This is a genomic window from Thermobispora bispora DSM 43833 (genome assembly GCF_000092645.1).
Classification (GTDB): Bacteria; Actinomycetota; Actinomycetes; order Streptosporangiales; family Streptosporangiaceae; genus Thermobispora; species Thermobispora bispora.
Genome location: NC_014165.1, coordinates 2,850,321 through 2,872,491, shown reverse-complemented (window position 1 = coordinate 2,872,491; position 22,171 = coordinate 2,850,321). Strand labels below are relative to the sequence as shown.

Genomic DNA, 22,171 nt, shown 5'->3' with positions numbered 1-22,171 from the left:
GAGCGCGAGGCATGTCTGAGGCAGAGGACTTGGTGAAGGTCGCGCAGGCGGCGCGGGAGGCCGCCGCGGAGCTGGCGCCGCTGCCCCGCGCCCCGAAGGACGCGGCGCTGCGGAGGATCGCCGACGCGCTGGTCGCGGCCACCGACGAGATCATCGAGGCGAACGCCGAGGACGTGGCCCGGGCGGAGGAGAGCGGGACCTCCGCGGCGATGATCGACCGCCTCCGGCTCGACGCCGGCCGGATCGAGGCCATCGCCGCCGCCGTCCGCCAGATCGCCGATCTGCCCGACCCGGTGGGCGAGGTGGTGCGCGGCACGACCCTCCCGAACGGGCTGGAGCTCCGCCAGGTCCGGGTACCGCTCGGCGTCATCGGGATCATCTATGAGGGGCGGCCCAACGTGACCGTGGACGCGGCCGCCCTCTGCCTCAAGAGCGGCAACGCCGTGCTGCTCCGCGGCTCGTCGAGCGCGTACGCCTCGAACACCGCGCTGGTGCGGATCATGCAGCGGGCGCTCGCCGGATCCGAGGTGCCGGAGCGGGCCGTGCAGCTCGTCCCGGGGCAGACCCGGGAGTCGGCGCGGTGGCTCATGCGGGCCCGCGAGTACGTCGACGTGCTGATCCCCCGCGGCGGCGCGTCGCTGATCAACAGCGTGGTGGAGGAGTCCACCGTCCCCGTGATCGAGACCGGCGTGGGCAACTGCCACGTCTACGTGGACGCCGACGCCGACCTCGACATGGCGCTGCGGATCCTGATCAACGCCAAGACCCAGCGCCCGTCGGTGTGCAACGCGGCCGAGACCCTGCTCGTGCACGCGGCCGTCGCCCCCGAGTTCCTCCCCAGGGCGCTGGCCGCGCTCAAGGACGCCGGGGTGACCGTCCACGGGGACGAGCGGGTGCGCGCCTACAGCGCCGATGTGGTGCCCGCCACCGAGGATGACTTCTACGCCGAGTACCTGTCGCTCGACATCGCGGCCGCGGTGGTCGACTCGCTCGACGACGCGATCGCGCACATCCGCAAGTACGGCTCGCGGCACACGGACGCCATCGTGACCCGTTCCCTGGAGGCGGCCCGCCGGTTCGCGGCCCTGGTCGACTCGGCGGCCATCGCGGTGAACGCGTCCACCCGGTTCACCGACGGCGGCGAGTTCGGGTTCGGCGCCGAGATCGGCATCTCCACGCAGAAGCTGCACGCCCGCGGCCCGATGGGCCTGCCCGAGCTCACCTCCACCAAGTGGATCTACACGGGTGAGGGGCAGGTCCGGGGCTGAGCCACGGCGACCCGGCGCGCCGCCGAGGCCGGATCGGCGGCCGGCGGAACCGCGCGGTGGCGGGCGCGGCCGGGAATTCCCCGCCGGCCGCCGGCGCGCCTCCGCCGATTCGCCCGCAACGCCCACTAGGGTTAGCGCACCTATGGCTGGACGTCTGGGACGGGTCGGTCCGTATGTGCTCCTCGAGCGCCTGGGCCGGGGTGGGATGGGCGAGGTCTACCTCGCCGCGAGCCGCCGTGGCGAACGCGTCGCCCTCAAGCTGCTCCGGGACCCGGTCGACGATCCGGCGGCGCGGTTACGGCTAGAGCGCGAGGTGCGCGCGCTGCGGAGGGTGAACAGCTTACACGTCGCCAAGGTGCTCGACGCCCACCTCTCGGGCGACCGGCCGTACCTGGTGATGGAGTACATCGAGGGGGAGACCCTCCTCGAGGCGGTGCGGCGGGGCGGCCCGCTCCCGGAACCGGAGCTCATCCGGCTCGCCCAGCGGCTCGCCGCCGCGCTCGCGGTCATCCACGCGGCCGGCATCGTGCACCGGGACGTCAAGCCGGCGAACGTGCTGCTCGCCGAGCGGGGGCCGGTGCTGATCGACTTCGGTATCGCCCAGGTGGTCGACGCGACCCGGGTCACCGAGACCGGGACCTTCCTCGGCACCCCCGGCTACAGCGCGCCCGAGCTGTTCGCGAACCAGCCGGCCGGGCAGCCGGCCGACGTGCACGCCTGGGCCGCCACCGTGGCGTTCGCCGCGACCGGGCGCCCCACGTTCGGGGAGGGCTCGGCGGAGGCCCAGATGTACGCGATCCTCAACGGCAAGGCGGACCTCGCCGGGGTCCCGCCGGCGCTGCTGCCGCTCATCCGCGCGGCGCTGCACCGTGACCCGGCCCGCCGCCCGACCGCGGCCGTGCTCGCCGACCGGCTCGCCCGGCTCGCCAGGGCGGTCGGCGATCCTCAGCGCCGTATCGGCCCCGCGGCGGTCCGGCCCGCCCGGCCGCACCGGCCGGTGCGCGTTCCGGTACGGCCGACCGTACCGGCGGCGCGGGAGCGGCAGCCGGAGGGGGCGGGCCAGGCGGCCGAGGAGCGCGCGCTCCGGGCCGAAGGGGGCGCGGTGGCGCTCGCCAGGCCGCGGGATCCTGCCGATCGCCGGGCCAGGGCGGGCGAGAGCCCGGCCGAGGCGGTGGCGCAGGAGGCGACGGCGGCGGAGCCGGTGGAGCCCACCAAGCGGCTGCGCCGCCCGGGCGGCCACGCCGCCCTCGCCGTGCTCGCGCTGCTCGCGGTGCCCGGCGTGGTGGTCTCCGTGATCTACCCGCTCGCCACGTTCGCGATCACGGCGGCGTCCTCGGCCGTGGTGCGGGCCCTGTGGGTGGGGCACTGGCTGGTGCGCAGGCGCTCCTCGCCGCGGACCCGCCTGGTGCTCCGCGCGCTGACGTTCCCGCTGCTTCTGGCCGGGTCCCTGGTCACGGTGGTCTGCTGGCCGGGGCTGCCGGCCGCGATCGCCGGGTTCGCGACGCTGTGGGCGGTGACCGGGACCGGGCAGCTCCCGCCCGAGTGGTGGACCCAGGTGATGCCGGTCACGATCGCCGGGTTCGCGTTCGGCGCGGTGAGCGCGTTGATCATCGGGCGGGAGGTGGAGCGGGCCGGCGCCTCGCTCCCCGCGCTGCGCCGTACCGACCTGCGGACGCTCGCGCTGCTCGGCGGCTTCGTCGCGCTCTGCTCGCTGGCCGTGCAGGCGGTGTCGCTGGTCGTCTAGGGCCCGGCCGCCGGGGCGGCCGGGCATCGGGCTCTCCCCGGTGTTCAGCCGCTCCGGCGGGCGAACCGGTTGAAGATGCGCTCGCCCGCGTGGACCGCGCCCTCGGCGACGTCCCGGAGCAGGCCGACGAAGGGGTCCTGCGACTCCGTCCACGCCCGGCGGTAGGACTCGGCCGCCGCCTTGATCTCCTCGGTGACGCTGACGTGCCCGTCGTCCCGCCGCCGCGGGTAGTCGCCGGAGAGGATCGCGGCGTACTGCCCGCTGCGCCGCCACCGGTCGAGCTCCGCCACCCGGGTGACCGCGAACGGGTGGGTGGTCCCGAGCAGGTTGAGCACCTTCAGCAGGCCGTCGCGCACGTCGCCGGCGGTGTCGTACTCCCGGGCCTGGTCGAGGAAGGCCTCGATGTTCATCTCGTGGAGGCGCGACCCGCCCGCGATCTTCATCAGGGCGCGCAGCGCGGCGTCGGGGTCCTGCCCGGCGAGCAGGCCGCCCCGGTCGGCCGACATCTCGGCCTTGCGCTGCCACTCCTCGAGCGCCGCGACGATCGCCCGCAGGCCGATGTAGCCGAGCGGGATCCAGGCGACGCGGGCGGCCATCCGGGTGAGCAGGGCGAGCATGGTGCCGTAGACCGCGTGCCCGGAGAGGATGTGCGAGGTCTCGTGCCCGACCACGAACCGCAGCTCCTCCTGGTCCATCAGGTCGAGCATCCCGGTCGAGACGACGATGAACGGCTCGTCGAAGCCGATCGCCTGCGCGCGGGCCACGGGGTCCTGCTGGACGTAGATCTCCGGGACCTTGGGCAGGTCGAGGATGTAGGCGCAATCCCGGCCGATGTCGTGGAGCGCGCGGAACTGGGTATCGGTGCAGCGGACGGCGGATGCCAGGAACATGAGGCGCAGGCGGCGCTCACTGAACAGCCCGGACATCCGCTTGAGCACCGAGTCGAACCCGCTGAGCGAGCGCATCGCCACCAGTGCGGAGCGGTCGGCCGGGTGCTCGTAGGCCCGCGGGCTGATATCGGGGAGCTGTACGCGCTTGCGGTCGGGAGTGGTCATGCCCGCATGCTATGTCCCATCGCCCGGAGGCGCGCGGCGCTCTAGTGATCAAGATGGGGCGGTTTTCGGGTGATTTGAGTGGACACGTTATGGTCCGTCGCATGAAGAATGGGGGCATTACCCGTCGATTGGGCATCATGGGCGGCACCTTTGACCCGATCCACCATGGTCACCTGGTGGCGGCGAGCGAGGTGGCGCACCATTTCAATCTCGACGAGGTGGTGTTCGTCCCGACCGGGCAACCGTGGCAGAAGGCCGACCGGACCGTGTCGTCCCGCGAGGACCGCTACCTCATGACGGTGATCGCGACGGCCTCGAACCCCCGGTTCTCGGTGAGCCGGGTGGACATCGACCGGCCGGGGCCGACCTACACGATCGACACGCTGCGCGACATCTCGGCCATCTACGGGCCGGACGTGGAGCTGTACTTCATCACTGGGGCCGACGCGCTCGCGCAGATCCTGAGCTGGCGCAACACCGAGGAGCTGCTGGAGCTGGCGCACTTCGTCGGGTGCACCCGCCCGGGGCACACGCTCCGCAACCCGGGGCTGCCCAGAGATAAGGTCACCCTGATCGAGGTCCCCGCGCTCGCCATCTCCTCGTCGGAGTGCCGCAAGCGGGTCGCGGCCGGGGAGCCGATCTGGTACCTCGTGCCCGACGGCATCGTGCAGTACATCAACAAGCGCGGCCTCTACCGGGACCCCTGATGCGCGTTCCGGTGGGCTCCGCGGGGCGCGTACGGCCGGCCGAGCGGGCGCGGCGCGTTCCCGGGCGGCGCGGCGAGCGCGGCCGAACTGGAGCTCCCATAACCCCCGATAGGGTCAAGTCCGGGAAAGACGGTTGTCCGGTGGGCACCGACCGGGCACTCTGATAGAGCCGTCAATGGAGGACAGAACCGTATCGTGACCGCATCTGAGAGATCGCTCCAGCTCATCCGCATCGCCGCCGAGGCGGCCGCGGAGAAGCTGGCCGACGACATCATCGCGTACGACGTGAGCGACCGGCTCGTCATCACCGACGCGTTCCTGCTCTGCTCGGCCTCGAACGACCGCCAGGTCCGCGCCGTGGTGGACGAGATCGAGGAGCGCCTGCGGGTGCAGGCCGACGCCAAGCCGGTCCGGCGGGAGGGCGAGCGCGAGGGCCGCTGGGTGCTGCTCGACTACCTCGACATCGTCGTGCACGTCCAGCACGAGCAGGACCGCCGCTTCTACGCCCTGGAGCGCCTGTGGAAGGACTGCCCGCCCATCCAGCTGCCGGAGAGCGTCGCCCTGGCGGCCGCCCAGCGCGCGCATGGAGCCGAGGCGTGAGCCGGGTCCGTGAGGAGGCGGCATGAGCCGCCGGGTGGTCTGCCTCCGGCACGGGCAGACGGTGTGGAACGTCGAGCATCGCTTCCAAGGGCACTCGGACATCGCCCTCAACGAGGTCGGCGTCGCCCAGGCCGAGCGCGCCGCGTCCCTGCTCGCCGCACTGCGGCCGACGATGATCGTTTCATCGGATCTGCGCCGCGCGTACGACACAGCCGTGCCGCTCGCCCGGCTCACCAACCTCGAGATCTTCGTGGACAAGGACCTGCGCGAGCGCGGCGGCGGCGCGTGGGAAGGGCTGACCCGCGAGGAGATCAAGGCCGGCTGGCCGGTCGAGTACGAGAAGTGGGAGGCCCCCGGGGGAGAGGACCCGGCCGACGTGGCCGAACGGGTCGCCGGGGCGATCCTGCGGTGGCGGGCGAAGCTCGACGACGGCGGCCTGCTCGTCGTGGTCTCGCACGGTGCGGCGATCCGGCTCGGCATCGCGCGGCTGCTCGGCCTGCCCCAGGAGCTCTGGTCGGTGCTCGGCGGCCTGGGGAACTGCTCCTGGTCGGTCCTCGAGGAGGACGCCAAGGGCTGGCGCCTCCTGGAGCACAACGCGGGCACCCTGCCCGAACCGGTCAGCAGCGACGACACCCCGAACGGCTGACCGGGCCGCGGAGGCGGTTCGCGGCGCCGCCCGCCCCGTCCTGCCGGCGCTGCCGGACCGGCCGCCAGGCCCAGGCCTTGCTCTCGCCGGGGCGGTTCACGCGGTGCCGCCTGCTCTGGCGGACCGGCCACCGCGCTCGCCCGCATGGGCCGGGACACCGGCCGGCAGGGTGGCTCATCAGGCGCCGCCGGCCTTGCCCGGCCGTGCGCCGTGCCTTTCCTCCGGGCCGGGACATCGGCCCGCCGGACGGCTCAACGAGCACCGGCGAGGACGGCGCGCTCTTCCGCCCGGACGGGACGCCGGCTCTCGGGATGGCTCGCGAGGTGGTGCCTGCCTTGCCGGGCCGGGTGCCGTAATCGCCCGCTGAACCGGAGCATCGACCCGCGGGACGGCTCAACGAGCACCGGCGAGGACGGCGCGCTCTGCCCGCCCGGACGGGACGCCGGCTCTCGGGATGGCTCGCGAGGCGTCGCCGGCCCCGCCGGTGAGGACACAGAGCCGGGAAAGCCGGCCCTCGGCGTGTGTGCCGAGCCCCTCGGGGCCGCCGGCCGCCGGGTGCCGCATCACCCGGCCGGTCCTGTCCGGCCTTCCCCTCGATCACGGGGCGCCGCGCCCGGCCGGTACGCTACAGGTCATGTCCCCGACGGATGGCGCATCATGAACGGTGCGTTTTCGGGCGCTCTCATCGGCGCCTCGTTGCTGGTCGCCCTGATCGCGTTGATCACCGCCATCAGGAACCGTCCCATGGGTGTCGTGCTCATGGCGGCTCTCGTGCTGCTGGAGCTCTCGCTCCTCGTGCAGGCGGCCATGGCCCTGTCCGGCCTCGGGCGGGTGACCGAGAAGGCGACCTTCCTCGGTTACCTGTTCGCCGTCCTGGTGATCCCGCCGGCCGCCGTGTGGTGGGGGCGGGCGGAGCGCACTCGCTGGGGCCCGGGGGTCATCGCGGTCGGCGCGTTCACCGTCGCGGTCATGCTCGGAAGACTGCTGCAGATCTGGGATGCCGGATGAGTCAGGTGGAACACGCCGTGCGCTCGGGGCCCGGGCGGGTGCTCGTCGCGGTCTACGCGGTGTTCGCCCTCGCCGCCTCCGCCCGTGCCGCCGTGCAGATCGCCACCCGCTTCGCCGAGGCGCCGGTCGCGTACCTGCTCTCGGCCTTCGCCGCGGTGGTCTACATCGTGCTCACCGTCGCGCTCGCGACCGGCGCGCGGAAGGTCGCGCTCGCCGCATGCCTGATCGAGCTGGCCGGGGTGCTGATCATCGGCACGCTGAGCCTCACCCAGCCCGAGGCGTTCCCGCGCGCGACGGTCTGGTCCGGGTACGGCAGCGGCTATGGCTTCGTGCCCCTCGTGCTGCCGGTGATCGGCCTGTACTGGCTGTTCAAGAAGCGGTCCTCCGGCTGACGGCCGGTGGCCGTGCCCGGGCGGCGGCGCCGATTACCGGCTACGCCGGGTTTCCAGTAAACTGAACGCGACTTCCGGGGCTATAGCGCAGCTGGTAGCGCACCTCCATGGCATGGAGGGGGTCTGGGGTTCGAGTCCCCATAGCTCCACCGGCGGAGGCCACCCCTGATCGGCAGGGGTGGCCTCAGTGTGTCTCGGCCCAGGATCGGTTCCGCGACCCCGGCCCCGCAACGCCGTACGGCCGAGCGGGCGCGGTGCACCGCCGCAGCGGGTGTACGGCCGCTGGGCGTCCTGAGACGCTCCCGATCGGGCTGCCCGAGGGGCGGGCGGCGTCCCCACCGGACGCGGCGCCGAGAACTTTTGCAGGGGCCCGGGCGCGGCCGTGCGGCGGCCGCTCGCCGCGTGGGCCCGCCATCCGCGGCCCATCGCCGGATGCGCGCCACGCGGCCCACCGCGCGCGAGGACGGTCAGTGCGTTGGCCGGTTGCCGAAGTCTCCACCTCGCGGCCCATCGCGCGCTGGGACGGTCCTGAGCCCATCGGCGGACCGGGCGGGCCCCGGCTTCGGCGGCAGCCCGGGCACGCCGTCCCGCCCGAGCCAGGCCGGCCGCGGACCCGATGGAGCCGTTGACGGCATCAGGCCCTGCGGCGTAGCGTGTCATACCGACTGGTCGGTCTGAGAGGTGGCGCATGCGGGTCACGGGCGAGGTCGTCGTCGTGACGGGCGCGGCGAGCGGCATCGGGCGGGCCTTGGCCCGGCGCTTCGCCGCCGAGGGCGCGGCCGGGGTGGTGGTGGCCGACGTCGACGAGGCGGGCGCGGCCGCGGTGGCCCGTGAGATCGGCGACCGGGCGCTGGCCGTGCGGGCCGATGTCACGGTCGAGGCGGAGGTCCGCGCCCTGGCCGACGTGGCGGAGCGGGAGTTCGGCCCCATCGGCCTCTTCTGCTCCAACGCCGGGATCATCACCGGGCACGGCCTGGACGCGTCCGACGCGGACTGGTCGCGGGCGCTCGCGGTGAACACGCTCGCGCACGTCTACGCGGCCCGGGCCGTCGTCCCCCGCATGGTGGAGCGCGGCGGCGGCTACCTGCTCAACACCTGCTCCGCGGCCGGGCTGGTCAGCTGCCCGGGCGACGCGCCGTACGCGGTGAGCAAGGCGGCCGCGATCTCCTTCGCCGAATGGCTCGCCATCCACTACCGGGCGAAGGGCATCCGGGTGAGCGTGCTCTGCCCGCAGGGCGTGCGCACGCCGATGATGGAGCGCGGGCTCGCGGAGGACCACCTCACCGCCCGCGGGGTGGCGAAGGCGGCGCCCCTGCTCGACCCGGACGACGTCGCCGCCCAGGTCGTCGACGCCCTCGCCGAGGAGCGGTTCCTCATCCTTCCGCACCCCGAGGTGGCCGAGTACGTCCGCCGGAAGTACGACGACACCGACCGCTGGATCGCCGGGATGTCGCGCTTCGTTGCGTCACTGGGGGAGCGCTGACGCCCGTCCGATTACGCGGAACTCCGAACGTCCGCTACACTGACGGGGCAGCCGAGATCGCGGCACGGGGCTATAGCGCAGTCCGGTAGCGCACCTCCATGGCATGGAGGGGGTCTGGGGTTCAAATCCCCATAGCTCCACCAGCGAGGCCGGTCCCGGCCCGTCCGGACGACGGACGCGCCGGGACCGGCCTTTTTCCGTGGGCATCGGCTCTCCGTGAGCCCCGGCGGATGCCGCGCGGTCCCGTCGCACCCTAGGCCGGCGTTCCGGGCCGTCGGACCGGCCCGCCACCGCCGTGCCGCCCGCTCAGGCCCCGCCGCCTCGCGGCCGTCCGGTTTCTGCTACGGTTGCCCGCGATGAACAGGACGAAGGCGACACCCCGGGCGTGGAAGGGGGCGCTCCTCGTCGCCGGGACCACCTCCGGCGCCGGGAAGAGCGTCGTCGTGGCCGGCCTGTGCCGGTGGCTGGCCCGCCGTGGGGTGCGGGTCGCCCCGTTCAAGGCGCAGAACATGGCGCTGAACTCCATGGTCACCGCCGACGGCGGTGAGATCGGCCGCGCCCAGGCGATGCAGGCGGCGGCCGCCCGCGTCGAGCCGGAGGCCGCGATGAACCCGGTGCTGATCAAGCCCGCGGGGGAGCGGCACTCCCACGTGGTCGTGCTCGGCCGGCCGTACGACATGGTGGATGCGCGTTCCTATTGGACGCGCACGCCACCCCTCCTCGAGGTCGCCCTGGACGCCCTCGCCGGGCTGCGCCGCCGGTTCGACGTGGTGGTCTGCGAAGGCGCGGGCAGCCCGGCCGAGGTGAACCTGCGGCCGCGCGACATCGCCAACATGGGGCTCGCCCGCGCTGCGGACCTGCCCGTGCTCGTGGTCGGGGACATCGACCGGGGCGGGGTCTTCGCCCACCTCGCCGGCACGCTCGCCGTGCTCGACCCCGCCGACCAGCGGCACATCGCCGGCTTCGTCATCAACAAGTTCCGCGGGGACGCGGCGCTGCTCGAACCGGGGCTCGAGTGGCTCCGGGCCGCCACCGGGCGGCCCTGCCTCGGCGTGCTGCCCTGGCGGTCCGGGCTGTGGCTCGACGCCGAGGACTCCCTCGATCTCGGCGAACGCCCCGACCTGCTCACCCCACCCGCCGGCCGGGACGTCCTGCGGGTCGCGGTGGTACGGCTCCCGCGCATGTCGAACGTCACCGACGTGGACCCGTTGGCGGCGGAGCCGGGGGTGAGCGTGCGCCTGGTCGCCACCCCGGCCGAGGTGGCGGAGGCGGACCTGGTCATCGTGCCCGGCACCCGGACGACCGTCGCCGACCTGGCATGGCTGCGCGAGCGCGGGATCGGCGACGCCTTGCGCCGGCGGGCGGCGGACGGACGGCCCGTGCTCGGGATCTGCGGCGGGCTGCAGATGCTCGGCGCCGTCATCGACGACGGGGTGGAGAGCCGCGCGGGCCGGGTCCCCGGGCTCGGCCTCCTGCCCGTGCGCACCGTGTTCACACCGGAGAAGGTGCTCGACTTGGTGCAAGGTACCTGGCGGGGCCACCCGGTGGCCGGTTACCGGATCCACCACGGCCGGGTCACGGCCGAGGGCGGGGAGCCGTTCCTCGACGGCTGCCGGGCCGGGTCGGTGTGGGGCACCACCTGGCACGGGATCTTCGAGGGCGATGCGTTCCGGCGCGCCTTCCTCGCCGAGGTGGCCCGGTGCGCCGGGCGGGACTGGACCCCGGGCACGGTCTCCTTCGCCGAGCGCCGGGAGGCCCGGCTCGACGCGCTCGCCGACCTGATCGAGGCGCATCTGGACACGGACGCGGTGTGGCGGCTGATCGAGGGCGGCGTGCCCGGCGGGCTGCCGGTCGTCGGCCTGGCCCGGCGTCCCGGCGGCTCCTGAGCCGACCCGTGACCGTCCCAGGGGCGGTGGGGTGGTCCTCGGTGGTGGGCGGGTGCGGTGCCGGTATGTGGCAGGCGGGGTGCCCGTGGAGCCGTGCGCCGTGCCGCACCGGGAGCTACGCCCGTGTGCCGTGCCCTGGCCGTGCCGCACCGGAGCCCCGCCTGGGTGCCCTGGCCGTGCCGCACCGGAGCCCCGCCTGGGTGCCGTGGCCATGCCGCACCGCAGCCCCGCCCGGGCGCCGTGCCGTACGGCATGGCCGGGATCTTGCCGGGCACCGCGCCGGGCCCGGTGCGGCCGGCGGTCGCGGGGGAGCGGGCTGCGGGCTGGGTGTTCTTGAAGTGTGACAGCGATCTCCACCCTCAAGCCGTGGGAGATGCCGTACGCTCCCACACGTGTCATCTGGGGAATTTGGGACGAAAGCCGTCCCTTCGTATGTAGCGGCCGAGGCGGAGACCACGCCCCTCCCGAAGATCACGGTGCCGGAGGCGCAGGTTCCGCCCAACCCGCCGAGCAGAAGCCTGGGTGACCTGCCGATGCGGGTGGTTTACCGGGCGCTGGCCGGTGTCGCCGCGGTCGCGGTGGCCGGGTCGGTCACCGCGGTGGTGCTGCTGACCCGAAAGGACGACCCCACACCGACGACCGTCGCGGCCCGGCCCTCCCTTCCCGCCGTCTCCGTACCGGCCACCGCGGTCCCGGCGACGGCGTCGAACGCCGTCCCGACTGCCACGGCGTCGGCGTCCGGGAGCGCGGCGCCGAGCCCCGCGGCGAGCCCGTCTGCCAAGGGCGACCCGCTCACCGTGGCGCTCGCCGACCCACGGGTGCCCGCGCTCCCGGAGAAGCAGCGGAAGCTGAAGACGCTGTCGGGGCGGGCCGCCCCGACCCGCGGCCTGATCAAGGATCGCCGGTCCGGCGTGGCCCTTCCGCGGCTCGGCAAGGTATGGCGGCGGGCCACGGCCAATCCCTTCGCCTCCCGGCAGGTGCTGCCCAAGGTGAAGGGGCTGGAGTTCCGCGGCATGCTCGTCTCCTGCCCGGTTCCCATCCCCGTGCAGGACAGCCTGCGCGACACCGCCCTGCTGGCCGCCCGGTGGACGCTCAACCATCACCCGTCCGGTGGAACGATCACATGGACGGCGTCGCAGTCCATCAAGGTCGGCAAGCGGAAGGGCTGGCTGCTCGGCTACCGGGTCGGCTACACCATCAAGGACAAGAAGCGGAGCTCGATGGCGGCCGTCGCGCTCATCGACGTGCCGCAGAAGAAGCCCGCTCTGGTGTTCATCACCATTCCGGATGCCCAGAAGAGGCACTGGCGTGACATCAACAAGGTGATGTCGTCGCTCAAGGTGCTCTGAGGCCCCCCTCGGCGTGGTGCTCAGCCCTCGGCCAGGACGATCACGTGGTCGCCCTTGCGGAAGGTCACCGCACGGGACCGGTCGGGGTTGAGCACCACGCCGAAGTGGGGCGGCACCGTGGCCTGCTCGGAGAGCCGGTACCCGATCGCGGTCTGGCCGCGCCGGCGCGCCGACTCGATCAGCGTGGGGAAGGTGACCGGCACCCCGGGGGTGACGTACTCCTCGACCGGCCGCGCGTAGATCTCCGATCCCTCGGGGTCGAAGAGGTGGCCGAACACCTGGGACAGGTACGGGTTCTCGGCGAGCTGGGCGAGCAGCAGCCCGATCACCGTGTTGCTGATCACGATGTCGTCGGCCTCGGTGACCTCGGCGAGCTCCCGGTTGTTCTCGTCGTGCATCTCGCTCACGATCGAGTAGCGGTCGCCGAGGGTCCGCTGCATGTCCCGGAGCTGCAGCAGCGTCATGAGCGTCCGCGTGTCCGCGTGGTGCGGGTCGTACCGGTCGTCGGAGAGCACGATCACGTGCTGGTAGAGGCCGACGGAGAGCGACTCCAGCGCGAAGCGGTCGGTGGTGTCGCACTCCTTGACGTTCACCTTGAGGTTGGCCAGGCCCACCAGATCACCGCCCGCCATGGGATGGTCGCTCGCGACGTCGAGCACCGAGCCCGGCGGGACGTAGGCGTCGAGATGGCGGATGATCTTCGGAGCCCGCTCGTTCCACCCGAGCATGAGCGTCCGCTCCGGACCGGCGGCGGAGGCGCTCACGGAGACGATGTGCCGGTCGTCCGTCTCCGGGGCGCCGTCGGCCAGCCGGATGAGCGAGTCGTCCTCGGCGATCATGGCGATCTCGTCGGCGGGGTCGATCACCGTGTCCATGGGCGGGTTGAGGACGACCCCGTCCGGCCGGCGCAGGCCGATGACGCTGGCGGTGCGGTACGCGTGGAGCGCCTCGCCGTACGTGCGGCCGGCGAGCGCGGGCTCCCGGCGCAGGTAGATCTCGCCGCCGTCGAAGTCGAGCAGGTCCATGCAGATCACCGACATCCCGGACTGGCGGGTCGACTGCACGATCAGCCGGGAGATGAGGTCCTCGCTGTCGACCAGGTGGACGGCGGGGCCGCCGGCGAGCCGGGCGGCGGCCATGTTGCGGGACGAGGCGATCGCCGCGACCACCGGGGGATGGTGGCCGGCCCGCTTGGTCAGGGCGAGCAGCGTCTTGATCACGTGCGCGTCGGGGTCGTCCCGCTGCGGGGAGAGCACGACCACGCACCGCGCGGTCTCCAGGCTGAGCAGGTCGAGGTCGCTCGGCTCGGTGGGCTTGCCGGTGCGGCACACCACGCGCGTCCGGCCGGTGTCGCCGACCCGGTCCCGGATCGCGTCCTCCATGCTGACCTTGTCCTTGTCGGCGAGGATCGCGATGGCCGAGTGCCGCTGGCTCGCGTGCGCCTTGACCAGCTCGGAGACGATCGTGAAGACCTGCTCGGACCAGCCAAGGATCACGATGTGGCCGCGCTCGATGACCCGGGAGCGGCCCTTGCGCAGCTCCTCGATCTTGCTGCGGAAGCCCGAGGAGAGCACGCCGACCAGGGTGCTCACGATGAAGATGCCGCCGAGGGAGGCGGCGAGCATCAGCGCGAGATAGGGAGCGGTTCCGGTGTCGCTGGCGATCTTGCCAGGGCTCAGCGTGCGCATGAGGATCAGCCAGAGCGCGCCGGGCCATCCGTCGGTCCCCGCCTCACCCGGGGTGATCCACATGGCGAGCGCGCTGATCACCAGGATCAGCGCGAACGAGACCAGGCCGAGCCAGCCGATCAGGGCGACCGTGCCCTTGGCCATGGTGTTGTCGAACCAATATCGCAAGCGCGCGCGTAACGTAGTTTTCGCCACGAAAGCCCCTTAAGCCAGGAATATCGGTTCTGGCGCCTGATCAACGGGGACCCATACTAGGAGCAAACTAGGCTGTCCGATCGTGACCGAATTCGTGCTCGCCTCCGCCTCGCCCGCCCGCCTCAACGTGTTGCGCGGGGCCGGGCTCGACCCCAAGGTCATCGTCAGCGGCGTCGACGAGACGGCGATCACCGCCGAGACCCCGGAACGGCTCTGCCTCGCCCTCGCCGAGGCGAAGGCCGCCGCCGTCGCCGCCACGCTCAGCCACGGCATCGTCCTCGGCTGCGACTCCGTGCTCGAGCTCGACGGCGTCGCGTACGGCAAGCCCGCGTCACCGGAGGAGGCGATCGCCCGGTGGCGGATGATGCGGGGGAGGACCGGGCGGCTGCTCACCGGGCACTGCGTCATCGACGTCGCGGCCGGCCGCCGCGCCTCCGACGTCGCCGCCACCCTCGTGCGGTTCGGCACCCCGGACGACGAGGAGATCGCCGCCTACGTGGCGAGCGGGGAGCCGCTGCGGGTCGCCGGGGCCTTCACCCTCGACGGCCTCGGCGGCTGGTTCGTGGACGGCATCGACGGCGACCACGGCAACGTGATCGGCGTCTCGCTGCCCCTGCTGCGCCGCCTGCTCGCCGAGATCGGGGTGCCCGTCACGCGGCTTTGGCGCTAGTCTGCCCGGCATGATGATCAGGGTGAGGAGCGCACTGCGTGATCTCGTCGCGGGCTGCGGCTGCCTGTTCCGGGGTCTGGCGTGGGTGATGGCCCACCGCAGGTGGTGGCTGTTCGGGCTGCTCCCCGCGCTGATCTCGCTCCTGCTCCACGCCGCGGCGATCGTATGGCTCCTGTTCAACGCGGTCGACGTCGCCGCCTGGCTGACGCCGTTCGCCGACGACTGGGGCTGGCGGGACGCGTTCCGGCGCATCCTCGCCTTCCTGCTCGTCGCCGGGGGCGTCGGGCTCTCCGTGTTCACCTACACGGCGGTGACGCTCGCCATCGGCGAGCCGTTCTACGAGAAGCTGTCGGAGAAGGTCGAGGAGGACCTCGGCGGGCTGCCCGAGACCGCCGACCAGCCCTTCTGGCGGACGTTCTTCCGCTCGATCCGGGACAGCGCGGTGATCCTCGGCTACATGCTGATGTTCACCGTGCCGCTCTTCCTGCTCGGGTTCGTCCCGGTGATCGGGCAGACGGTGATCCCGGTGATCGCCGCGCTGGTCGAGGGGTTCTTCCTCACCGCGGAGCTGACCACGGTGAGCATGGAACGCCGGGGGATCCTGCGCAAGGAGCGGTTCGCCCTGCTCCGCGGCAGGATGCCGGCCGCGCTGGGGTTCGGGGTCCCGGTCTTCCTCGCCTCCATGCTGCCGCTGGTGAACGTCATCCTCATGCCGGCGATCGTGGCCGGCGCCACCATGCTCGTCCGGCTCCACCTGGCGCGGGAACCCCGGTCCGCCGGCGCGATCGCCGCGTGAGAACAGCTCGGCCGCTGCCCGGGCCGGGCCGGAGGGTGGCGGCCGCAGTGGCGGACGCCCTGGGCGCGCCCTGAGCGGGTGAGCACGGCGCAGGCCGCCGCCGGGTGAGCGCGGCCTCCACTTGAGGCCACGTCATGGAGTGACACGCACCCGAACCGCCCCAGGCGAGCGCGGCTTCCACAGCGACGACCGCATCCGGCGCCGTACCGGGGCCGTGCGCCCGGTACGGCCCGCGTCATCCACAGGATCGGCCCGGGGCGGCATCCGGGGCGGCGCGCCGGGGCACCCTCTGAGGGCATGAAACCGACGCTGCTCCTCACCGGCCCGGCCGACCTCCTCGCCGCGGTGCCGTACCTCATCGGCTTCCACCCCGCCGACAGCATGGTGGTCATCGGCTCCGCCGGGGAGGAGTTACGGCTCAGCGCCCGGTGGGATCTGCCGCTCGCCCCGGACCGGATCGGCCGGATCGTCCCGGTGCTCCGGCGCGAGGGGGTGACCGCCGTGATCCTCGCCGGGTACGGCCCGGAGCGGCTCGTCACCCCGGCGGTGGGCACGGTCACCGGGCTGCTCGCCCGGGCGGGGATCCGCGTGGCCGAGGCCCTGCGCGCCGAGGGCGGGCGCTACTGGACCTACTCGTGCCCCGGCCTCGGCTGCCATCCGGCCGAGGGCATCCCGTACGACCCGTTCTCCAGCCGGGTCGCCGCCGAGGCCGTCCTCCACGGCCTGGTCGCCCTGCCCGACCGGCAGAGCCTGCTGCGCTCGCTCGAGCCCAGCGGTGGCGCGGCCATGCGGCGGATCACCGGGCGGGTGGTGCGGGAGCTCCGGGCGAGGCTGACCGAGACCGCGCTCCGCGACGACGGGTTCGCCGCGGCGTTCGTGGCCGACGGGCTGGCACGGGTGCGCGACGCCGTCCGCCGGTACGGCTCGGGCGGCCGCCTCACCGACCACGAGGTGGCCCGGCTCGGGCTCGACCTCGCGGTCATCCGGATCCGGGATGAGGCGTGGGCCTTGATCGACGACAGCGACGCCCACGTCACGCTCTGGCGGGACGTCACCAGGCGGCTGGAGCCGGGCTTCGCCGCGCCGGCCGCCTCGCTGCTCGCCGCCGCCTCCTGGTGGCGGGGCGACGGTGTGCTCGCCGGGGTCGCCGTGGAGCGGGCGCTCGCGGCGGACCCGGGGTACTCGATGGCGATCCTGCTCCGCCAGGCGGTCACCGGTCTCGTCCCGCCCGCGGTGTTCCGCGGCCGTATGCCCACCCCCGGGGATCTCGACCGGGAGATGGGGCCGCCGAGGGCGAGCTGGCTCCTGCCGCTGCACCGGTTGCTCGCCCGGGCGCAGCCCGGAGCGGCCCGGTGACTGCGTCAGGAAAACTCGGGCGCGTCCGCGTCAGGTGCCTCGGAAGGGCCGCCGTCCTCTTCCTTGCGGCGGCGTTCGTTGTACGCCCGCATCCGGGCGGGGTAGCCGGTGAGCTGAACGTCGTAGACGGGCAGGCCGAGCTTCCGCGCCACCCGGTGGATCACGGCGGGGGAGCCGACCCGCCGGCGCATCCACTCGCCGTCGTGCGCCACGGCGACGGCCGTCATCGTGGTGGCGAAGGTCTCCGGCTCCACGTAGAACTCCACGCCCCGCCGGGTCTTGGCGAACTCGATGAGCGCCTCGATGTCCGCCGTGGTCGCCTCCCGGTCCAGCTTCGCCATCCGTCTCCCTCGAAGCCGCCGGAGACCATAAGGATCAAACCACTTCATGAATCGTATATAACGCCGCGTTTGTCGCGTGCGCATAAGACACGCGGATCGATCTCAGTGACCCGTCAGGGCCGAACTCGGGGATGTCCCTGATGCCGATCGCGCGCCCGGTGCCGAGGATGGTTCACGAGGTGCCAGGTCCAGCGACGGAAGGGACGGCTTCGCATGTCGGTGACGACGACACGACCGGCGCGCCCACCCGTGGCGCATCCCGGCCTCCGCGTGTCCGACGGCGACCGGGAGCGGGCGGTCGAGGAGATCAAGACGGCCTTCGCCGACGGCAGGCTCGACAAGGCAGAGATGGACGAGCGGCTCCAGCTCGCGATGAGCGCCAGGACCGCCGCCGACCTCCACCACGCGGTCGCCGATCTGCGCGGCCCGGCCCGGCCGCGGTGGACGCCGACGTGGAAGGTGGACGCGCCCGTCGACAGCGGGGACCGGGTCGGCGCGGCAGCGGCCCACCTGCTCACCCTCTGCGGGCTGTTCATGATCGGCCCGCTGATCATGCTCATGTCGGCCGGCCGCCACGCGCCCTACATCAGAGGGCACGCGATCGAGGCGCTCAACTTCCACCTCACCGTCCTCGGCGCGACCCTGCTGCTGCCGATCACCATCGTCGGGATCCTGCTCCTGCCGGTCGTGTGGGTCCTCGCGATCGTGCTTCCCGTGGTCGGCGGGTGCGCCGCGCTGCTCGGCCGGGAGTTCCGGTACCCGCTCACCGTCCGGCTCGTGCGCTGACCCGCTCCGGCGGGCCGGCCGGCGTCAGCGGGGGAGCAGCGCGCGAACCGCGGCCACGGTGTCGGCCTGCTCGGGCCGTTTGTCCGGCCGGTAGCGCAGCACCCGGGCGAACCGGAGCGCCATCCCGCCGGGGTACCGGGGCGAGCGCTGCACCCCGTCGAAGGCGATCTCCACGACCAGCTCGGGCTTCACCGTGACCACCCAGCCGTCGGTGGGGCCCACGGCGAGCCGCAGCAGCCGCTCGGTCTGCCAGGCCAGCAGCTCGTCGGTGAGGCCCTTGAAGGTCTTGCCGAGCATCACGAAGCCGCCGGTCTCCGGGTCGTATGCGCCGAGGTGCAGGTTGGAGAGCCACCCGGTGCGCCGCCCGCTGCCCCATTCGGCGGCCAGCACCACGAGATCGAGGGTGTGCCGCGGCTTGACCTTGATCCACCCCGCCCCGCGCCGGCCCGCGGTGTACGGCGTCTGCGGGGACTTCACCACCACGCCCTCGTGGCCGCGCTGGATGGCGTCGGAGAAGAACCGCTCGCCCTCGTCCGGGTCCCCGGTCACGATCCTGGGGGCGATCAGCTCGGCCGGGACGGCCGCCTCGAGCGCGGCGTGCCGCTCCGAGCCGGGCAGGTCGAGCAGATCGGCCCCGCCGACGCGCAGGGCGTCGAAGAAGAAGACGCTGAGCGGCACGCTCTTGCGGAGCGCGGCCACATCGGTGCGGCTCGCCACCCGGCCGGAGGTGACCTGGAACGGCTCGGGCCGCCCGTCGGGCCGGAGCGCGATCACCTCGCCGTCGAGCACCAGGTCGTCGTCGGGGAGGGCGAGCACGGCCTCCACCAGCTCGGGCACCTGGGCGGTGATGTCGTCGAGGGTGCGGGTGAACACCCCGACCCAGCCGCCCTTCCGGTGCGCCTGCACCCGGACGCCGTCGAACTTCCACTCGATCGCGGCGGGGCCGCCGATCTTCTCCAAGGCCGCGGTGACGCTCGGCGCGCTCTGGGCGAGCATCGGCGCGACCGGCCGGCCGACCTCCAGCCGGAACTCCCGCAGGGCGGCGACCCCGCCCCGCAGCGCCGCCGCCCCCACCGCGGGGAGCGAGCCGCGCAGGGTGAGGGCCCGGCGGACCTCCTGGGCCGGGACCTCGGCCGCGGCGGCGATCGCCTCGATCATCACGCCCTCGAGCGCGCCCTGGCGCAGCTCACCGGCGAGCAGCCGCCGCAGGAACGACTGCTCCTGCTCGGTCAGCGAGGCGAACAGCTCGCCGAGCAGCTCCCGCCGAGCGGCCTGCGATCCGGGGCCGGACTGGGCCTTGATCCGCTCGAGCATCGCGTCGACCTGCGTGACGGTCGCCGTGGCGATCTGCCGCGGGCCGGGCAGGTCCAGCAGGCTGCGCCAGCCGACGCCGATCTGCCGCTGCGGCAGCTCACCGGAGAGGTAGGCGATCGCGATCTCCGCCTCATCGGGGCCGGCCCGGCGCAACAGCTCGGCGAGGTGCCCGATCTTGGCCTTGCGGGATGAGTCCGCGGCGACCGCCGCCGACGTCCGGGCCAGTTCGATGAGCAGCACACCGTCATCCTGCCCCACGATCGGGCCGCCGCCCAGCTCATGCCGCCGGGCCGCGGAGGACGCGGCGCACCGGCGGCCCGCGGCGGCGCCTCCGGCGCACCGCGCCGCCCCCGTGGGCCGGCCACGGCGACCCGGCGCGCCGCTCACGGGGCACCTGAGCCGCCCACGGCGCGCGGACCGGCCGTGCGACGCCCGGCCGGTCCCATCCGAGGCCGGCGATGCCCGTCCGTGCCCCGGCGGTTCCACCGTGCCCCGGCGGCTCCCGCCCGCCCGGGTGTACTACACCGGCCCCGGTGCGCCCGGTTCGCACCGGGACACGGTCCTACCGAGGCCTACCGAGGCGCGCGATCTCACGGGACCGGGGCTCACCCGGGCAGGCGCCCGCCACCGGGCAGGCTCCCGGGATCACCCCAGAGGTTCACCCGGGCACGCGCTCACCAGGACTGGTGGAGGGGCATGCCCTCGGTGTAGCCCGACGGGCTCTGCACGCCGACGATGGCCCGCTCGTGGAACTCCTCCAGGTTGGCGGCGCCCGCGTAGGTGCAGGCGGAGCGCAGGCCGGCGACGATGGAGTCGATCAGGTCCTCCACGCTGGGCCGCTGCGGGTCCAGGTACATGCGCGCGGTGGAGATCCCCTCCTCGAAGAGCGACTTGCGCGCCCGCTCGAACGGGGTGTCGTCCGCGGTGCGCAGCCGTACCGCCCGGGCGGAGGCCATGCCGAAGTTCTCCTTGTACTTCCGCCCGTCCGGGGCGATCTTCGTGTCGCCCGGCGACTCGTAGGTGCCGGCGAACCAGGAGCCGATCATCACGTTCGAGGCGCCGGCGGCGAGCGCGAGCGCCACGTCGCGCGGGTGGCGGATGCCACCGTCCGCCCACACGTGGCGGCCCAGGCGGCGCGCCTCGGCGGCGCACTCCAGCACCGCGGAGAACTGCGGCCGGCCCACCCCGGTCATCATCCGGGTGGTGCACATGGCGCCCGGGCCGACGCCGACCTTCACGATGTCGGCCCCGGCCTCGACCAGGTCGCGCACGCCCTCGGCGGTGACCACGTTCCCCGCGACGATCGGCACGGTGGGCCCCAGCCTCCGCACCGCCCGCAAGGCCGAGATCATCTTCTCCTGGTGGCCGTGCGCGGTGTCCACGACCAGCACGTCCACCTCGGCGTCGAGCAGCTCCTTGGCCTTGGCCGCCACGTCGCCGTTCACGCCGACGGCGGCCGCGATGCGCAGCCGGTTCTTGGCGTCGACGTTCGGCCGGTAGAGGGTGGACCGGAGCGCGCCGGTGCGGGTGAGCACGCCGACGAGCCGGCCCTCCCGGTCGACGACCGGCGCGAGCCGGTGGTTGCCCTCGTGCAGCGCCTCGAAGGCCGACTGCGGGTCGATCCCGTCGGGCAGGGTCTGCGGCGAGGCCGTCATCACCTGGCCGAGCTGGGTGAACATGTCCACGCCCTGGCAGTCGGCCTCGGTGACCACGCCGATCGGGCGGTTCTCCCAGTCCACCACGATGACCGCGCCGTGCGCCCGCTTGGGCAGCAGGCTCAGCGCCTCACCGACCGTGTCGTGCGGGGTGAGGGTGATCGGCGTGTCGTAGACGAGGTGGCGGCTCTTCACCCACCGGATCACCTCGGCGACCACGTCGATCGGTATGTCCTGCGGGATGACCACCAGGCCGCCCCGTCTGGCCACGGTCTCCGCCATGCGGCGCCCCGCCACCGCGGTCATGTTGGCGACCACGATCGGGATCGTGGTGCCGGAGCCATCGCTGGTGGTCAGGTCCACGTCCAGCCGCGACCCGACCGCCGACCGGGACGGCACCATGAACACGTCGTTGTAGGTCAGGTCGAAAGGCGGCTTAACGTCGTTGAGGAATCGCACGTGAGTCCACCCTATGTGATGAGCGAGCGAAAGGTGAGGGGCCGCGGGCCGCGGCCGCCGCGGGGCGAGTGCCGTGAGCGGGCCGCCGGTCGAACGGTGCGGGCCGCGCAAGGCGCCGGAGCTCCGCGACGGCCGTGAGCGGGCCGCCGGTCGCCTGTGATCCGGATCGCCCGACCCCGGGAGGCGGCGCCGGATATCGTGCACCGGTGGGAGGGGATCCTGTGCACGTCGTTGACCGTCCGGAGCTGATCGTCGTCGGCCACGCCGTACGGACGACCAGAGCGGCCGAGGCGGATCCGGCCCGCGCGCAGCTTCCCGGCCTGTGGGTGCGCGCCGCCGCCCCGGGGGCGTTCGCCCACGTTCCCGGCCGGGTCGACGAGAACCTGTACGCGGTGCTCACCGACTTCGAGCGCGGGGAAGACGGGGCCTTCACCCAGGTCGTGGGGGTGGCGGTGCACGCGGCCACCGGGCTCCCCGAGGGCATGGTCGCGGTTCGCGTCCCGGGGGTGCCCGCCATGCTGTTCCGCGCGCGGGGACCCAGGCCGGCCGCGCTGGTCGAGGCCTGGGAGCAGGTGTGCGCGCACGTCGCGTCCGGCGCGCCCCCGGCCCGCGCCTTCACCACCGATCTGGAGATCCATCATCCGGACGGGGTCGACCTCTACATCGCCATCTTGCCCCCGTTCGGGCAGGGCTGAGAACGCCCGCCACGACCGCCGCACGTCCCGGCGCTCCTGGGGACCGGTCCGCGCGCCGCGGGCTAGAACTCGTTTCAC

Annotated in this window: 20 protein-coding genes and 2 tRNA genes; 17 read left to right on the top strand and 5 right to left on the bottom strand. The window is 73.5% G+C overall.

What is annotated here, in order from left to right:
• The first annotated feature begins 11 nt into the window (after positions 1 to 11).
• Together TBIS_RS12170 and TBIS_RS18250 are read left to right on the top strand one after the other, a co-directional pair.
• Positions 12 to 1,268, top strand: a complete 1,257-nt coding sequence (locus TBIS_RS12170; protein WP_013132692.1) for a glutamate-5-semialdehyde dehydrogenase — start codon at positions 12 to 14, stop codon at positions 1,266 to 1,268.
• Positions 1,269 to 1,410: 142 nt separating this feature from the next.
• On the top strand, positions 1,411 to 3,012 hold the full coding sequence (locus tag TBIS_RS18250) for a serine/threonine-protein kinase (protein WP_013132691.1): 1,602 nt from the start codon (positions 1,411 to 1,413) through the stop codon (positions 3,010 to 3,012).
• A 44-nt stretch (positions 3,013 to 3,056) separates the two neighbouring features.
• Here TBIS_RS18250 and TBIS_RS12160 read toward each other — a convergent pair whose 3' ends face one another.
• Complete coding sequence (locus tag TBIS_RS12160; protein WP_013132690.1) at positions 3,057 to 4,067, bottom strand: M48 family metallopeptidase; 1,011 nt, start codon at positions 4,065 to 4,067, stop codon at positions 3,057 to 3,059.
• Between the two features lie 89 nt (positions 4,068 to 4,156).
• On the opposite strand from TBIS_RS12160, the gene nadD reads away from it, so the two are divergent.
• The 10 genes from nadD to TBIS_RS18245 all read left to right on the top strand — a co-directional run bounded on the left by nadD (position 4,157) and on the right by TBIS_RS18245 (position 12,138).
• The gene (gene nadD, locus TBIS_RS12155) at positions 4,157 to 4,774 is read left to right on the top strand and encodes a nicotinate-nucleotide adenylyltransferase (protein WP_013132689.1); all 618 of its coding nucleotides are present in this window, start codon (positions 4,157 to 4,159) and stop codon (positions 4,772 to 4,774) included.
• 195 nt (positions 4,775 to 4,969) lie between these two features.
• Complete coding sequence (gene rsfS / locus TBIS_RS12150) at positions 4,970 to 5,374, top strand: ribosome silencing factor (RefSeq protein WP_013132688.1); 405 nt, start codon at positions 4,970 to 4,972, stop codon at positions 5,372 to 5,374.
• Positions 5,375 to 5,396: 22 nt separating this feature from the next.
• Complete coding sequence (locus tag TBIS_RS12145; protein WP_013132687.1) at positions 5,397 to 6,020, top strand: histidine phosphatase family protein; 624 nt, start codon at positions 5,397 to 5,399, stop codon at positions 6,018 to 6,020.
• A 657-nt stretch (positions 6,021 to 6,677) separates the two neighbouring features.
• Complete coding sequence (locus tag TBIS_RS12140; protein WP_013132685.1) at positions 6,678 to 7,028, top strand: hypothetical protein; 351 nt, start codon at positions 6,678 to 6,680, stop codon at positions 7,026 to 7,028.
• Positions 7,025 to 7,420 carry a hypothetical protein gene (locus tag TBIS_RS12135; protein ID WP_013132684.1) on the top strand — a complete coding sequence of 132 codons (396 nt, stop codon included), beginning with the start codon at positions 7,025 to 7,027 and terminating at the stop codon, positions 7,418 to 7,420. The genes TBIS_RS12140 and TBIS_RS12135 overlap by 4 nt, the downstream gene beginning before the upstream one ends.
• 76 nt (positions 7,421 to 7,496) lie before the next feature.
• Positions 7,497 to 7,569 (top strand) — tRNA-Ala (locus TBIS_RS12130).
• A 539-nt stretch (positions 7,570 to 8,108) separates the two neighbouring features.
• Positions 8,109 to 8,903 (top strand): SDR family oxidoreductase, encoded by a 795-nt coding sequence (locus tag TBIS_RS12125; RefSeq protein WP_013132683.1) that lies wholly within the window; start codon positions 8,109 to 8,111, stop codon positions 8,901 to 8,903.
• Positions 8,904 to 8,969: 66 nt separating this feature from the next.
• A tRNA-Ala gene (locus tag TBIS_RS12120) sits at positions 8,970 to 9,046 on the top strand.
• Positions 9,047 to 9,259: 213 nt separating this feature from the next.
• Positions 9,260 to 10,789 (top strand): cobyric acid synthase, encoded by a 1,530-nt coding sequence (locus TBIS_RS12115; protein ID WP_013132682.1) that lies wholly within the window; start codon positions 9,260 to 9,262, stop codon positions 10,787 to 10,789.
• 533 nt (positions 10,790 to 11,322) lie between these two features.
• Positions 11,323 to 12,138, top strand: coding sequence for a hypothetical protein (locus TBIS_RS18245; RefSeq protein ID WP_013132681.1), 816 nt, complete (start codon positions 11,323 to 11,325; stop codon positions 12,136 to 12,138).
• Positions 12,139 to 12,158: 20 nt separating this feature from the next.
• Here the strand turns inward: TBIS_RS18245 and TBIS_RS12105 are convergent, their stop codons facing one another.
• A complete protein-coding gene (locus tag TBIS_RS12105) occupies positions 12,159 to 14,021 on the bottom strand; it encodes a CASTOR/POLLUX-related putative ion channel (protein ID WP_013132680.1) in 1,863 nt (620 codons plus the stop codon).
• Positions 14,022 to 14,103: 82 nt separating this feature from the next.
• On the opposite strand from TBIS_RS12105, the gene TBIS_RS12100 reads away from it, so the two are divergent.
• The 3 genes from TBIS_RS12100 to TBIS_RS12090 all read left to right on the top strand — a co-directional run bounded on the left by TBIS_RS12100 (position 14,104) and on the right by TBIS_RS12090 (position 16,843).
• A complete protein-coding gene (locus TBIS_RS12100; RefSeq protein WP_013132679.1) occupies positions 14,104 to 14,691 on the top strand; it encodes a Maf family protein in 588 nt (195 codons plus the stop codon).
• A 13-nt stretch (positions 14,692 to 14,704) separates the two neighbouring features.
• Positions 14,705 to 15,487 carry an EI24 domain-containing protein gene (locus TBIS_RS12095; protein WP_148231677.1) on the top strand — a complete coding sequence of 261 codons (783 nt, stop codon included), beginning with the start codon at positions 14,705 to 14,707 and terminating at the stop codon, positions 15,485 to 15,487.
• A gap of 297 nt (positions 15,488 to 15,784) precedes the next feature.
• Entirely contained in the window at positions 15,785 to 16,843 is a 1,059-nt protein-coding gene (locus TBIS_RS12090) for a DUF4192 domain-containing protein (RefSeq protein ID WP_013132677.1), read from the top strand.
• Positions 16,844 to 16,848: 5 nt separating this feature from the next.
• On the opposite strand, the gene TBIS_RS12085 is transcribed toward TBIS_RS12090, so the two are convergent.
• Complete coding sequence (locus TBIS_RS12085; protein ID WP_041431536.1) at positions 16,849 to 17,232, bottom strand: hypothetical protein; 384 nt, start codon at positions 17,230 to 17,232, stop codon at positions 16,849 to 16,851.
• Positions 17,233 to 17,454: 222 nt separating this feature from the next.
• Between TBIS_RS12085 and TBIS_RS12080 the strand changes: the two genes are divergently transcribed.
• Positions 17,455 to 17,970: a DUF1707 and DUF4870 domain-containing protein gene (locus TBIS_RS12080; protein WP_241019695.1), complete on the top strand. Its 516-nt coding sequence runs from the start codon at positions 17,455 to 17,457 to the stop codon at positions 17,968 to 17,970.
• A gap of 24 nt (positions 17,971 to 17,994) precedes the next feature.
• Here the strand turns inward: TBIS_RS12080 and TBIS_RS12075 are convergent, their stop codons facing one another.
• Both TBIS_RS12075 and TBIS_RS12070 read right to left on the bottom strand, forming a co-directional pair.
• Positions 17,995 to 19,524: an ATP-dependent DNA ligase gene (locus tag TBIS_RS12075; RefSeq protein ID WP_013132674.1), complete on the bottom strand. Its 1,530-nt coding sequence runs from the start codon at positions 19,522 to 19,524 to the stop codon at positions 17,995 to 17,997.
• Between the two features lie 434 nt (positions 19,525 to 19,958).
• A complete protein-coding gene (locus TBIS_RS12070; protein ID WP_013132673.1) occupies positions 19,959 to 21,398 on the bottom strand; it encodes a GuaB1 family IMP dehydrogenase-related protein in 1,440 nt (479 codons plus the stop codon).
• Between the two features lie 221 nt (positions 21,399 to 21,619).
• Here TBIS_RS12070 and TBIS_RS12065 point away from each other — a divergent pair, with 221 nt between their 5' ends.
• Entirely contained in the window at positions 21,620 to 22,093 is a 474-nt protein-coding gene (locus TBIS_RS12065) for a GyrI-like domain-containing protein (protein ID WP_013132672.1), read from the top strand.
• The last annotated feature ends 78 nt before the right edge of the window (positions 22,094 to 22,171 follow it).